14 protein-coding genes are annotated in these 13680 nt (G+C 58.8%); 3 read left to right on the plus strand and 11 right to left on the minus strand.

Going from position 1 to position 13680, the window contains the following annotated elements; all coding sequences use genetic code 11:
* Positions 1–59 precede the first annotated feature (59 nt).
* The gene (locus tag BUC36_RS15535; protein ID WP_073276833.1) at positions 60–518 is read left to right on the plus strand and encodes a MaoC family dehydratase; all 459 of its coding nucleotides are present in this window, start codon (positions 60–62) and stop codon (positions 516–518) included.
* A 351-nt stretch (positions 519–869) separates the two neighbouring features.
* Positions 870–1847, plus strand: coding sequence for an NADPH:quinone oxidoreductase family protein (locus BUC36_RS15540; RefSeq protein WP_073276835.1), 978 nt, complete (start codon positions 870–872; stop codon positions 1845–1847).
* Between the two features lie 114 nt (positions 1848–1961).
* On the opposite strand, the gene BUC36_RS15545 is transcribed toward BUC36_RS15540, so the two are convergent.
* The 4 genes from BUC36_RS15545 to dinB form a co-directional block, all read right to left on the minus strand.
* Entirely contained in the window at positions 1962–2405 is a 444-nt protein-coding gene (locus BUC36_RS15545) for a hypothetical protein (RefSeq protein WP_073276837.1), read from the minus strand.
* On the minus strand, positions 2402–2938 hold the full coding sequence (locus BUC36_RS15550) for an RNA polymerase sigma factor (protein ID WP_073276839.1): 537 nt from the start codon (positions 2936–2938) through the stop codon (positions 2402–2404). The genes BUC36_RS15545 and BUC36_RS15550 overlap by 4 nt, the downstream gene beginning before the upstream one ends.
* 87 nt (positions 2939–3025) lie before the next feature.
* Entirely contained in the window at positions 3026–3331 is a 306-nt protein-coding gene (locus tag BUC36_RS19105; RefSeq protein WP_073276841.1) for a DUF6116 family protein, read from the minus strand.
* A 129-nt stretch (positions 3332–3460) separates the two neighbouring features.
* Positions 3461–4543, minus strand: coding sequence for a DNA polymerase IV (gene dinB / locus BUC36_RS15560; protein ID WP_073276945.1), 1083 nt, complete (start codon positions 4541–4543; stop codon positions 3461–3463).
* An 87-nt stretch (positions 4544–4630) separates the two neighbouring features.
* Between dinB and BUC36_RS15565 the strand changes: the two genes are divergently transcribed.
* Positions 4631–5167 carry a carboxymuconolactone decarboxylase family protein gene (locus BUC36_RS15565; RefSeq protein ID WP_073276843.1) on the plus strand — a complete coding sequence of 179 codons (537 nt, stop codon included), beginning with the start codon at positions 4631–4633 and terminating at the stop codon, positions 5165–5167.
* Between the two features lie 97 nt (positions 5168–5264).
* Here the strand turns inward: BUC36_RS15565 and BUC36_RS15570 are convergent, their stop codons facing one another.
* The 7 genes from BUC36_RS15570 to narI form a co-directional block, all read right to left on the minus strand.
* Positions 5265–5429 carry a DUF1328 domain-containing protein gene (locus BUC36_RS15570; protein WP_073276845.1) on the minus strand — a complete coding sequence of 55 codons (165 nt, stop codon included), beginning with the start codon at positions 5427–5429 and terminating at the stop codon, positions 5265–5267.
* A gap of 266 nt (positions 5430–5695) precedes the next feature.
* Entirely contained in the window at positions 5696–6019 is a 324-nt protein-coding gene (fdxA, locus tag BUC36_RS15575; protein ID WP_073276847.1) for a ferredoxin FdxA, read from the minus strand.
* Between the two features lie 147 nt (positions 6020–6166).
* Entirely contained in the window at positions 6167–8806 is a 2640-nt protein-coding gene (gene mutS, locus BUC36_RS15580; protein WP_073276849.1) for a DNA mismatch repair protein MutS, read from the minus strand.
* Positions 8807–9042: 236 nt separating this feature from the next.
* Positions 9043–11763: a nitrate/nitrite transporter gene (locus BUC36_RS15585; RefSeq protein ID WP_073276852.1), complete on the minus strand. Its 2721-nt coding sequence runs from the start codon at positions 11761–11763 to the stop codon at positions 9043–9045.
* A 30-nt stretch (positions 11764–11793) separates the two neighbouring features.
* Entirely contained in the window at positions 11794–12000 is a 207-nt protein-coding gene (locus BUC36_RS15590; RefSeq protein WP_073276853.1) for a hypothetical protein, read from the minus strand.
* The gene (locus BUC36_RS15595; protein ID WP_084536148.1) at positions 11993–12946 is read right to left on the minus strand and encodes a peptidylprolyl isomerase; all 954 of its coding nucleotides are present in this window, start codon (positions 12944–12946) and stop codon (positions 11993–11995) included. Before BUC36_RS15595 ends, BUC36_RS15590 begins: the two co-directional genes overlap by 8 nt.
* 9 nt (positions 12947–12955) lie before the next feature.
* Positions 12956–13678 carry a respiratory nitrate reductase subunit gamma gene (gene narI / locus BUC36_RS15600; RefSeq protein WP_073276855.1) on the minus strand — a complete coding sequence of 241 codons (723 nt, stop codon included), beginning with the start codon at positions 13676–13678 and terminating at the stop codon, positions 12956–12958.
* Between the last annotated feature and the right edge of the window lie 2 nt (positions 13679–13680).

Raw genomic sequence — 13680 nt, forward strand, 5'->3', positions numbered from 1 at the left:
CACCGCTAAGCGCAGCATATGGCTCCAATTAGATAAAAGATAAAAACCAGGAGTAAGAAATGCCAACACTGATTCCTCGCGAGAAGGTTCAGGATTTTATCGGGCTCGAAACGGAGCCCACCGAGTGGCTTAATATTGACCAGGATCGCATTGATGCGTTTGCCGAGTGCACGCTCGATCGCCAGTTTATTCATGTGGACCCGGAAGCTGCCAAGCTCACGCCTTTCGGCAGCACCATCGCACACGGCTTTCTGACCCTCTCGCTGTTGTCCTATTTTGCCGAGCAACTGCAGATTGGCATCGAAGGTGTGCAGATGGGGGTGAACTACGGACTCGACAAAGTGCGGTTCATCAACCCCGTCAAGGTAAACAGCAATATCAGGGCGCGGGCCAGGGTCATGGATGTATTGGAAAAGAATCCGGGCCAATACCAGCTGAAACTGGAAGTGACTCTGGAAATCGAGGGCGAGCAGAAACCGGCACTGATCGCCGAATGGTTGGTAATGCAATTCGTTTAGCGGCTCGACAAGAGAACAGACGAGACGGTTAAAGATTGGGCGGGCTGGTTGCCATGTTACTAGGGCCGGGAACAGCCGAGGAACTCCCCATGCGCTGGAGCTGGCACGTCGTGGGGCAAAGACACCTGTTGGACTGTATCCGGTGTACCTCCTATTGGCGGGCGCCGCTGCTGCTGGACTGGAAATGTGGCCCTGTATTGATATGCATCCACATAGGCAGGGCTGAAATAAGTCGGCAGCCGGCTTAGTCGAGGCGGCCGGCGTAATTCATTATAAAGGACACTGTCGGAACTACCGTTGGCTTCACGTGCAGCCACCGACAGCTTCTGCATGAGGTGATTGGAGAGAACTATGCGTGCATTGATCTGCGAAGAATATGGCTCTGCGGAACTACTTATTATAGCTGAGCGGGAGTTGCCGGAACTGCAAAGCGATGAGGTGTGTATCGATGTTCGCGCGGCAGGTATCAATTTTCCCGATGCATTGATCATTGCCGGTAAATATCAGGTGCGACCGCCGCTGCCGTTTGTTCCCGGCGGCGAGTGCGCTGGCGTGATCAGCGCGGTTGGCGATAAGGTGAAAAATTTCAAGGTCGGTGATCGGGTTATTGCCATGCCCGGCATGGCCGCCTTTGCCGAGCAGGTGCATGTGAAAGAGCACCTGCTGGTCCCCATGCCGGACAAACTCAGCTTCGAGCAGGCGGCGGGATTCTGCATCACCTACGCCACTTCTTACTATGCCCTCAAGCAGCGTGCGGCCATCAAGGACGGCGAGACACTGGTGGTGTTGGGCGCGGCCGGTGGCGTGGGCGTTACCGCAATTCAGCTGGGCAAGGCAATGGGAGCCCGGGTGATAGCCTGTGCCTCAACCGATGAAAAACTCGAGTTCTGTAAGAGAGCAGGCGCGGATGAGCTGATTAATTATTCGAAAGAGAATCTGAAAGAGCGCATCAAGGAACTGACCGAAGGCCGCGGCGCCGATGTTATTTATGATCCGGTGGGCGGTGACTTTACCGAGGAGGCATATCGCTCCATTGCCTGGAGTGGACGCTATCTGGTGATTGGGTTCGCATCCGGCGATATTCCTAAGTTGCCAATGAACCTGCCACTGCTCAAGGCCGGGGACATCATGGGTATTTTCTGGGGCAGTTGGGCGCAGCGCGATCCGCAGGCAAACTTGCAGAATTTTGCCGAGCTATTACAAATGGTAGAGGAGGGTAAGCTCGACCCATTGACCACGGAAGTTTACCCCTTTGAGGAATATATCCAGGCCTTTGCCGCTATCACCGAACGGCGTGCGCGCGGTAAGGTGATATTTACGCTCGGATAACTGCTTGAAAGCCGTTGGTCAGTAGCTGCAGTAGAATGGCACCAGTATTATTCTGGTGCCATTCTGTCAATGGAAACGTGGTTGTTGCCGAACCTCGCTATCCGCTTGGCGCCTTTACGGAAGCAGGCGGCAATGCGTGCGCGCCTTACTCTCGAGATCGCGGGGTAGCTTTTCGCTAGTGGAACCCTGCTGTTGCTTGCGCCACTGATTGCAGAGTTCTATATAGCTACCGGCGTTGACCTGGCTGCGCAGGTGAAACCAGGGATCATTGCCCGGAGTCGGTTGTGAAGGCTTGTGTTGCCAGTTGCGCAGCGGGTTATTCTGCGCACCGTGTGCCGGTTGCAGCCCCGGGGTCAGGGCGCCCAGATATTGGGCGGGATGCATCAGCAGGACCAGAACCGTTACCGCCGCACAACTGCTCGCGGCCTTGGAAAGCCAGCGATTCTCCGATAAGGGTGGTTTTAATTGCTGGGCCTGTTGCAGGATCTTGTCGTCCAGAGCTGCCGGGGAGGTTAATCCTGCTGCTGCGTCCCGGTATTGGCGCTCCCAAACACTCATACAGTTACCTCACTTACCTCTTCGATACGCCAGGGTTGTCTTTGCGGTCCGTGAAGGATCTCTTCGAGTCTTTCTTTACCTCGGTTGTAGAATTCTCTGCATTTCTTCAGTGAAGTTTTCTCTATGTCGGCGACTGTGGCGAGTGGCAGACCACATTCCATGTGCAGAAGCAGGACATTGCGCTCAATGGTCGGCAACTGCTGGATGGCCGCGAGTAACTTGTTGTCGGAAACTGGAGCGGCATCTGGGGTGTCGGGATCCTGGCCGGCGTATTGACGCAGTAACTGGTTTGCGCGGATGAATATCCAGCTGCGCAGCCGCCGGCCATGCAGCTGAGGCGGGCTTTCGAGGAGGCGATTCCACAGCGCCTCAAGTACGGCACCGGCACAGGCCAGGTTCATCTGGGCGCAGTAGCGGTAGAGACTGTCCTTGTGGCGCGTATAGAGTTGACGAAACGCGTTTGGATTGCGGGTGGCGTGGTAGTACTCCAACAGCGACTCGTCATCCAAGTGCTGAAAATCTTTCCAGGACACTGTAATCGCGCCTCCATGCGCTGGTGTTAACTGCTCGAACGGCTGAGAAGCGAACTCAATTCATAGTTTAGTAACGCTGTGAACTGATCATGGCCGCGACGCGTCATCATGATCGAAGGTAGGCGGATTTTCCTTTATCTGCTCACCGGTTCCCCTGCCAGCAAACTTTTCTTTTGTGGACTGGCCAGGGGTACTGGAACGACGTTTCTTTCTGCTGGCCAGATACAGCGTTGCCAGCCCTAGAAGAAATTCGTCGACAAATGGCAGCAGGTCTGGGATGAACAAATCTACCAGGAAGATTGCGCAGATCCACTTGAATAGTTGTGGATGCTCCAGCTTACGGGCGTAATTCAGGAACCAGCCAACCAGGGCGCTGGGAAGCACTCTTTTCATCGGCCTGCTCTTAGCTGTCGGTTCCGGGATTATAGTCGGCAGTACATCCGGTCTCCGCCAGAGGGGTATACGACGACGCCAGATTTACTGACTGGTACGTGCTCTCTGGTTTGTGGAAGGACTCGGATGTTAAGCGGACAGCCGGCTCAGCTCGGGTAGCGGCAGCGGCAACTGTTCCGGGCCCAGTTCGGCGCGTAAGTCCCTGAGTTTCACGCCAACCCCGAGCAGGCGGATGGGGGCGGGTCGCTTGTCCCAGCACTGCTGTAGCAGCTGGCGGAACTCGGAAATACGGCTGGCGTGGCTGGCACGCTCCTGCGTGCTGATGGAGAAGTCGCCGTATTTCACCTTTACCGTGGCACCACTGATCTGGTATCGCGGGTCCAGGTTCTCGAGGCGTTCGAGCAATCGCATGTACAGGTTCGTGAGCTGTTCCAGCCATTCCTCGAGGGTGCAAAGGTCTTCGCTGAAGGTCCGCTCGACACTGATGCTCTTGCGTGAACCATCGCTATTGACGGGACGCTCGTCAATGCCGCGGCAGAGTTCGTACAGGCGCCGGCCAAATTTGCCGAAGGCCTTGGTCAGTTCAATCTGTGAAAAGCGGCGCAAATCCGCACAGGTGCGAATACCCTGGCGGTGCATCTTCTCCGCAGTAACGCGACCTACGCCGTGAATCTTCGCCACCGGCAGCCGCAGCACGAATTGGTCGACTTCATCCGGGGTGATGACAGTGAGGCCGTCCGGCTTGCGCCAGTCGCTGGCGATCTTGGCCAGAAACTTGTTCGGCGCCACGCCGGCGGAAATGGTAATGCCCAGTTCCTCGTGCACGCGCCGGCGGATCTCTTCGGCGATGAGCGTCGCACTGCCGTGACAACGGCTGCTGTCGGTGACGTCCAGGAAGGCCTCATCCAGAGACAGGGGTTCTATCGTCTCGCTGTATTCCAGGAAAATATCGCGAATTTGCGTGCTGACCTCTCGATATTTTTTCATGTTACCGGGTACTACAATCAGATCAGGGCAGAGCTTTTTTGCTTGCGCCGTCGGCATGGCGGAACGCACACCATAGCTGCGTGCTTCGTAGTTGCAGGTGGAGATAACCCCGCGCCGATCGCTGGCGCCCCCCACTGCCAGGGGGCGACCACGCAGATTCGGGTCGTCGCGCATTTCGACCGAAGCGTAGAAGCAGTCACAATCGCAGTGGATGATCTTTCGCATGCTGGGATTATATACAGTATCCAGGTGGTGCGGATAGCCGTTTTTAAGGGACAAGAAAATGCTGGGAACAGCTTGGGTAGGTGAACTATGAGCCGAATTCCACTGGTGGAACGCCCCGCGGAGGATAGGGTGGAGGCAGTCTTCGCCGAGATCGAGGATGAACTGGGTGCTGTGCCCAGTCTGTTTCTCGTCTTTGCTCACCACCCGGCTCTGCTGGAAGCAACTTGGTACGGGTACAAGACGGTGATGATCCATGGCGTTCTTTCGCCACAGCTGAAAGAGGGGATCGGCCTGGCGATCTCCGCCGATAATCACTGCGATTACGGAATCTACCACTACAGTGTCACCCTGCAGGATCTGGGCGTGGATAAGCAGGAAGTGATGCGCATTCGCACCAACCCCAAGCATGTGCATTATTCAGCAGGGGAGCACGTACTGTTCGATCTGGCTCGCCGCGCCAATAACGCGCCTAGCGATCACGGCCAGCGCCTGGTTGAGGAAGCTCTGAAGCTGGGGGTTCGGGACGATGAGATCGTCGAGGCCCTGGCGGTAATGGAACTGGTATCTGGGTTCAATCACTTTGCCGATTTTCTGGGACTGGAACCGCACCGGGACAGGCAGTGACTGGCTGGGCAGGATATCGATGATCAATTTGACTTAGCAAATCAGCGGCCGCGGCCGCTGATCTTCCATGGGAATCGTCGAAAACCCGATGCCAGATCTAAGGTTTTCGTATTTTTCCGAATATAAGTGCCAGCACGAACAGCACAATAAATATAAAGAACAGAATCTTGGCGATCTCGGTCGCTGCCCCGGCGATACCGCCAAAACCAAGGACTGCGGCGATTATCGCAATGACGAGAAAAATAACGGCCCAGCGCAACATCGTAGTCACTCCTGTTGTGGCTCTGGAAGAAAGGCTTAAATGAGCCCATATTCTCGGGCCCCATTTGCCTCATCTACTGAAATGGTAGTCCATAGTGCTCCACGATAGCGTGAGAAGTTCGCCGATCCAGGCTCGGCGCCAGATCGCGATCGGTACAAGATGGTTGCCCCGAGTCGGGGCGCGCACGTGGGCGGGGAGTGGGCGGGGAGTGGGGAGGTGAAAAAAAAGCCGTCAGAGACGGCTTTTTAGGTGTCAGGTGACTGGGTCTAGCGCTCGAGGAGTTCGAGCTTGCCTTTCTTGCCATCCCACTCTTCCGCGTCCGGGAGCGGGTCTTTCTTCTCGGTGATGTTCGGCCAGATATCCGCCAGTTCCGCATTCAGCTCAATGTATTCCTGCTGGTCTTCGGGGACCTCGTCCTCGGAGAAGATCGCATTGGCCGGGCACTCGGGTTCGCACAGGGCGCAGTCGATGCACTCGTCCGGGTGAATCACCAGGAAGTTGGGGCCTTCATAGAAGCAGTCTACCGGGCAAACTTCCACACAGTCGGTGTATTTGCACTTGATGCAGTTTTCCCCAATTACAAATGTCATGCTTGTCCCTCGGTAATGCGACTAGTCGGTGAAGCAGCGGATTTTAGCAATTACTGGCGCGAATTGTAGTGGCTTTTCAGTTGAATTGGTTTGCTGTTTATAACCGATAGCCCGGACAGTATTTCTGCATGTAGCCCACCGCGGCGCTTACTCTAGCAATTGTCGCAATGCATAGAGTTTCTCCAGCGCCTGCCGCGGTGTCAGATCGTCCGGGTCCAGCTCTTCGAGCGCCTCGACGGCAGGATGGCGGGCGCTGCCAAACAGGTCCACCTGCTGCGGTGAGGCGCTGGCAGCCGGCGGCTGCACAGCCGCCTGTGGCGCGGGATCGGCCGGCTCAGCCACTGCGGGACTGTCGATAAGCGGTTTGTCGCCAGCTTCCAGTGCCTGCAGGCGTGTGCGGGCTTCCACCAGCACATCGCCCGGGATACCGGCCAGCTTGGCCACCTGCAGGCCGTAACTCTTCGAGGCCGGCCCCTCCTGAATGCGGTGCAGGAAGACGATACCGTCACCGTGTTCGGTGGCATCCAGGTGGATATTGGCCGCTTCCGGGCACTGGTTCGGCAGGTCGGTGAGCTCGAAATAATGGGTGGCGAACAGGGTGAAAGCGCGCACCTGGTCCGCCAGGTAGTGGGCACAGGCCCAGGCCAGCGACAGGCCGTCGTAGGTGCTGGTGCCGCGGCCGATTTCGTCCATCAGTACCAGGCTGTGGGCGGTCGCGTTGCGTAATATGTTTGCCGTCTCGGTCATCTCCACCATAAAGGTGGAGCGGCCGCCGGCCAGGTCGTCGGCGCTGCCAATGCGGGTAAAGATGCGGTCCAGCAGGCCGATGCGGGCCGAGTCCGCCGGCACGTAGCTGCCGCAATGGGCGAGCAGGGCGATCAGCGCGGTCTGGCGCATATAGGTGGATTTACCGCCCATGTTCGGGCCGGTGATCACCAGCATGCGGCGGTCGTCGCGCAACTCTATGTCATTGGCGACAAAGGGCTCGTCCAGCACCTGCTCCACCACCGGGTGGCGGCCGGCACCGATGTGCAGGCCCGGTTCGGTGCCCAGTTGCGGGCGGCACAGACGCAGGTTGTCGGCGCGCTCGGCCAGACAGGCGAGCACGTCCAGCTGCGATACGCCGGCGGCGGCCACCTGCAGCTCCGCGAGGGACTGGTTCAGCTGGTCAATCAGCTGCTCATACAGGGCTTTCTCCCGCGCCAGTGCGCGGCTCTTCGCCGACAGCGCCTTGTCCTCGAATTCCTTCAGTTCAGGTGTAATGAAGCGCTCGGCGTTCTTCAGCGTCTGGCGGCGGATATAGTCGGCCGGCGCCTTGTCGCTCTGGCCACGGCTGATCTCGATGAAGTAGCCATGCACGCGGTTGTAACCCACCTTCAGCGTGGGGATGCCAGTGCGCTCCTTTTCGCGCAGTTCCAGCTGTACCAGATAGTCGCCGGCGTTTTCACTGATCGCGCGCAGCTCGTCCAGCTCGCTGTCGTAGCCGTCGGCGATCACACCACCCTCGCGAATCACCACCGGCGGGTTGTCCACCAGTGCGCGCTCCAGCAGTTCCACGGTTTCCGGCCATTCGCCGATTTCCCGCGTCAGTTCCTGCAGCAGTACGGCATCGGTGCTCGCCAGCTGCTGGTGGATTTCCGGGAACTGCCCCAGAGACTGGCCGAGGCGCGCGAGATCCCGCGGGCGCGCGGAGCGCAGCGCCAGGCGGCCGAGGATGCGTTCCATATCGCCTACCGGCTTCAGCGCATCGCGCAGGGGTTCGAACAGGTAGCCGTCGATCAGGGTGGCTATGGCGTCCTGGCGGTTGTTCAGGGTCGTGAGCTGGCGCAGTGGATTGTTCAGCCAGCGGCGCAGCAGGCGGCTGCCCATGGCGGTCTTGCAGCTGTCGAACACCGACAGCAGGGTGTTCTGGTCGCCGCCGTTCAGGTTCAGGTCGATTTCCAGGTTGCGGCGGCTGGCGCCGTCCAGCGCCACTGTGTCATCGCTGCTCTCGGTCTGCAGGCTGCGAATATGGGGCAGTTCGGTGCGCTGGGTATCGCGGGCGTACTGCAGCAGGCAGCCGGCGGCCACTATCGCCGCGTGCATGTGGCTGCAGCCGAAGGCCTCCAAATTGAGGGTGCCGAACTGCTTATTGAGCAGGCGCAGCGCGGTTTCCAGCTCGAACTCCCACGGCGCGCGGCGGCGCAGGCCGGCGCGGCGCTCGATTTCGGCCGGCAGGGTCAGGTCCTCCGGCGCCAGTAGCTCCGCCGGACTGTGGCGCTGGACCTGTTCCGCCAGCGCCTCGATCGAATCCACTTCCTGTACCACGAAACGACCGGTCGCCAGGTCCAGCAGTGCCAGTCCGAATGTATCGCCCAGCAGCGCGGCCGCCGCCAGCAGGTTGTCGCGGCGCTCGTTCAGCAGCGCCTCGTCGGTGACGGTGCCGGGGGTGACGATACGGACCACCTGGCGCTCCACCGGGCCCTTGCTGGTGGCGGGGTCGCCGATCTGCTCGCAGATGGCCACGGACACGCCGGCCTTGATCAGGCGGGCCAGGTAGCCCTCCGCCGCGTGGTAGGGGATGCCGGCCATCGGAATCGGCTGGTCGCCGGATTTGCCGCGGGCGGTCAATGTCACGTCCAGCAGCTCGGAGGCCTTTTTGGCGTCGTCGTAGAACAGCTCGTAGAAGTCACCCATGCGGTAGAAGACCAGCTCCTGGGGGTGCTGGGCCTTGATACGCAGGTATTGCTGCATCATCGGGGTGTGTTCGGATTTTTGTGCGGCGGCCGTGCTGGTCTTGGAATTCATTCTACTTCTGGGCTGGATTGTTATTGGCCTGAGCTAGGCGTCAGCGCGGCAGAATACCAAAGCGCCTGGAAAATCACTATCTGACCAGCTGGTCGAATTTTCTGTGGAAGAGGGGGCAGTGAGAGTCTCGGTGAGTTACAGCTTGATGCACAGCTTTCCGCGGCTGTCCCTTAACTGGCAGAAACGCAAGCTGCTGAAAAGTGCTTGTTCAACAGCCTGCCAGTGCTCTATGGGTGCTAGCCCTTGCCGGAGTCCAGCTCGACATCGTAGAGCATGCCGTGGCGGGCGGAATAGAAGTGCCAGGTGATGACTACGCAGACAGCGTAGAAGATGAGAAAGCCCCACAGCGCGGCCATTGGGCCCCCGGTCAGTTCGATCGAGGTACCGTAGGCCTTGGGAATGAAAAAGGCACCATAGGCGGCGATAGCGCTTGTGAAGGCGATGATGGCCGCACTCTCCCGATCGACCTGCCGCTGTCGGTCGTCCCCGGACAAGCTTGGCATCAGCCGCGGAATCTCCTTGCCCATGATGACCGGAATCATCTGGAAGGTTGAAGCGTTGCCGACACCGGTGAGGAAAAACAGGGCGATAAAACACATGAAAAAGCCCCAGAAGGCCCCGGCCATCTGGTTGTTCGACAGGAAGTAGATGACCCCGAGCACGGCGATAATCATCCCAAGAAAAGTCCAGAAGGTGACCCGCGCGCCGCCATATTTATCGGATACCCAACCGCTACCCGCGCGACTCAGGGCGCCGACCAATGGGCCCAGGAACACCAGCTTCAGTGCATCCACTTCGGGGAATTGCAACCGCGTCAGCAGTGGGAAGCCGGCGGAATAGCCGATGAAACTGCCGAAGGTGCCGGTATACAGAATGCACATCAGCCAATTGTGCTTGCGCTTGAAGATAATCGCCTGGTCGCTGAAGCTGGAGCGGGCGTCGGCGATGTCATTCATGCCGAACCAGGCCGCCGCCGTAGATGCAATGATCAGGGGTACCCAGATAAAGCCCGCATTCTGCATCCACAACTGGGTGCCTTCGCTGGTTGTCTGGGGAGCGCCTCCGACCGCGCCGAATACGCCGACGGTAATTACCAGCGGTACCAGGAATTGCATTACGGAAACGCCGAGGTTGCCCAGGCCCGCATTCATCGCCAGCGCGTGTCCTTTTTCCTTTTTCGGGAAGAAGAAGGCGATGTTCGCCATCGACGAGGCGAAGTTGCCGCCGCCGAAGCCGCACAGTAAGGCGAGGATCAGGAAAATCAGAAACGGGGTGTTCGGGTCCTGTACGGCGTAACCCATACCGATGGCCGGAACCAGCAGGGACGCGGTGGATAGCGTTGTCCACATGCGGCCACCGAAGATGGGCACCATGAAACTGTAAAAGATCCGCAGGGTGGCTCCGGACAGCCCCGGCAGAGCCGCCAGCCAGAACAGCTGCGAGGCGGAGAAGTCGAAGCCGATCGCAGGCAGGCGAGCGACCACTACCGACCAGACCATCCACACCGCGAAGGCCAGCAGTAACGCGGGAATGGAAATCCACAGATTGCGACGGGCGATGGCGCGACCCTTGCTCTCCCAGAATGCAGGATCTTCCGGGTGCCAGTCCTCCAGCACTTTTTCCCCGGCGGCGCTCTTCACTTCCTCGAAGGTCTCTTCTACCTCTATCTCCGAGGGTTCTCCTACGGTACCGGCAATACCTGTCTCGGCGCGACGCTCCTCCACTTGAATAGCCAGATGCATCCATATGAACGAAAACACCACTATCGCAAACAGAATGGCGAAGCAGCTGGTGTAAATACCGGTCAAATCGAGCGCCATACCGAAAATGATCGGCAGGATAAAACCACCGAGGCCACCGATCATACCGACGAGTCCGCCGACGGAGCCGACATGGTGCGGGTAATACATGGGGATGTGTTTGTAGATCGCCGCCTTCCCCAGGCTCATAAAAAAGCCGAGCGTGAACAGTGTTACGATGAATGGCCAGAGCCCCATTTCTGTGCTGAAGGTCAGCGGCCCGTTCTTACTTTGGATAATGTACTGCGTCGGCGGGTAGGAGAGCATCAGCAGCAACAACAGGGAAAACCCGAAGGTCCAGTACATAACGGAGCGAGCGCCGTAGCGATCAGACAGGTGACCGCCGTAAGCGCGGAACAGCGACGCCGATAGTGAAAAGGAGGCGGCAGCCATGCCGGCGGTTTTCAGATCGACTTCGTATACGTCGACGAGATAGTGGGGCATCCACAGTGCCAGAGCGACGAAACCGCCAAACACGAAAAAGTAGTAGAGGGAAAAACGCCATACCCTGATGTCTTCGAGAGGCTCGAATTGTTGTGCGAAAGTTGCCGGTGGTGCGCCGGACTGGCGCTGGGCAATCAGTTGCGGCTCGTCCTTTGCCATCACATAAAAAATCACGGCCATCAGCGCGAGACCTGCGGCCCAGACATACGCTACGGCGTGCCAGCCGTAGGCGACGAGGATGAAGGGCGCTACAAACTTCGTTACTGCTGCGCCCACGTTGCCGGCACCGAAAATCCCCAGAGCGGTGCCCTGTAGTTCCGGCTGATACCACCGCGACACATAGGTGACACCGATAATAAATGAACCGCCGGCGAGGCCGATAAAGAGGGCGGCCAGCAGATACATCGGGTAGGTGTTCACCAATGTCAGCAACCAGGTGGCGATGGCGGTGACCAGCATTTGCAGTGAGAAAACGATGCGGCCGCCGTATCGCTCTGTCCATATGCCGAGTACCAGGCGGGTCACGGAACCGGTCAGGATCGGCGTGGCGACCAGTATGCCGAACTGGGATTCGCTGAGGCCCAGTTCTTCCTTGATGGCGATGCCGATGATCGAGAATATCGTCCAGACCGCGAAGCAGGCGGTAAACGCGATGGTGCTGAGACTCAGCGCGCGGTTCTGATCGGATTTCGATACTGCGGATAAGGAATCCATGGCGACGTGTCCCTGTCGAAAGTCAGCGGCTCAAGGAATAAGCAGGTAAAGGGTGATCAATATGCACAGCACGGTCACTATTGCCCAGATCATCGGCCAGGCCCGATGTTTTTCCGGCTCTACCGAGACGTTGTCCATCGGGTCGTGTCCCTGCTGATCCGGACCGTAAGTGTCGTCACGCTCGGCGTGCAGGTCCGGGTTCAAATGGGCATCCTTGGGCGGTTTTTTCTCATTCATGGTCAGGGTTCTCACTTTCCATGCACAGTGGCTCTATCTGCACGCCTTCGATACTGGCGCGGCGCCCCAATTCAACAATGTAGCGGGATGCTGAGTTGACCCAGGCCCGCGCTTCCAGCATGTCGAAGATTTTTTCCCTGGCCAGCTCGAACGGCAGCGTCTGCCCGCAGATCTTCCGCTGCAGGCGCAGCAGATGCCAGCCGAAACGGCTGCGCACCGGCTGCCGGGCCGTGCTTCCCTCCGACAGGGTTTCGAGGGCGTCGTGCAGGGCCCGGTCCAGTTCGCCGCGCCGCACCTGGCCCAGGGAGCCTCCCTGTGTGGACGTCGGGCACCTGGAAAATTCCTTCGCGGCCTCGGCAAAACGCTGCTCATCGTCGCCCAGTTCCACGGCGAGCGCACGGGCGTGCCGCTCCGCCTCCTGCCAGCCGATTTCATTGTCTTCAGCGGGTTCGATCAGGATGTGCGCGGCCTCAAACAGGTCCGGCGTACGGAACCGATGGATATGGCAATCGTAGTAGCGGCGGCACTCCTCCTCGAAAATAGCCGCCGGCGGCAACTGTCGCTCCAGCAGTGCTCGGACCCTGGCATCGTGTTCGGTCTCGATGCGGTCTTCGGTGCCTTGCTCCGGTTTGGCGTCGACCTGCTGTCGGGTAGCCTCCTGCAGCAAAAGCTCCTTTATTACCAGAGCTCGCGCGGCAGACTGCCATGCCGTAGCGGCATCTTCGGCGCGGTGGTTCTGCATCTCGCGCGCGATTTGATCCTCGGTAATTTCCACGTCATTGACGCGAACCCTGCCGAAAGAGAGCACCGGTGGGGCTTGCCTGGTTGGTGTGGCGCAACCACAGCCACCGGTCTCACAGGCGGATGGCAGCGCGGGCGCTGAACGCGCGCCCGCAGCCGCATTTACCGGTATCTCGACGTAGGGTATGGCGCCGTCTTTACTCATGACAGGCGCTCATTCTGTGGTCGTCGGTGTGGTTGATTTGCGGCCGAGGCGCCGGGAACGAACCACCTGATAGCCGGGGCGAAACAGGTACGCGATGGGTGCACTCCAGATATGCACCAGGCGCGAAAACGGCGTGACCAGGAACAGCGTCAACCCCAGCACAATATGCAGCTTGTAGACCAGCTGTGCATCGATGATCAGGTCGGCGGCCTGCGGGTTGAAGGTGATGACCCCTTGTGCCCAGCCCATAAACAGCACCATGGCACTGCCATCCAGGTGGTCGATGGTCCAGATGGTAGTCGCCAGTCCGAGGAACAGCTGCAGCCACAGCAAAACGAGTACCAGAATATCGCCCTTGGATGAGCTGCGCCGGATCCTCGGGTCGAATAACCTGCGGTGCAGCAGCATACTGCAGCCGATAAATGCCAGCACGCCGGCGATACCTCCCACCACCAGCGCCATGACCTGCTTGAAACCGTGACCGATGCCGAAGTAGTCAAAAAAGCCGATGGGTGTGAGCAGACCGACGAAATGGCCGAACAGCAGAACCAGTACCCCGAGGTGGAACAGGTTAGATCCCACCATCATCTGTTTGCGGCGCAGGAACTGGGACGACTGGGATCGCCAGCTGTACTGCCCCTTGTCGAAACGTATGATACTGCCCACGATCAACACCGTGAGGGCAACATAGGGATACCAGCCAAACAGTAGGTAATTGAGAAAGCTGTTCATGG

The sequence above is a fragment of the Microbulbifer donghaiensis genome (genome assembly GCF_900129095.1).
GTDB classification, from domain to species: domain Bacteria; phylum Pseudomonadota; class Gammaproteobacteria; order Pseudomonadales; family Cellvibrionaceae; genus Microbulbifer; species Microbulbifer donghaiensis.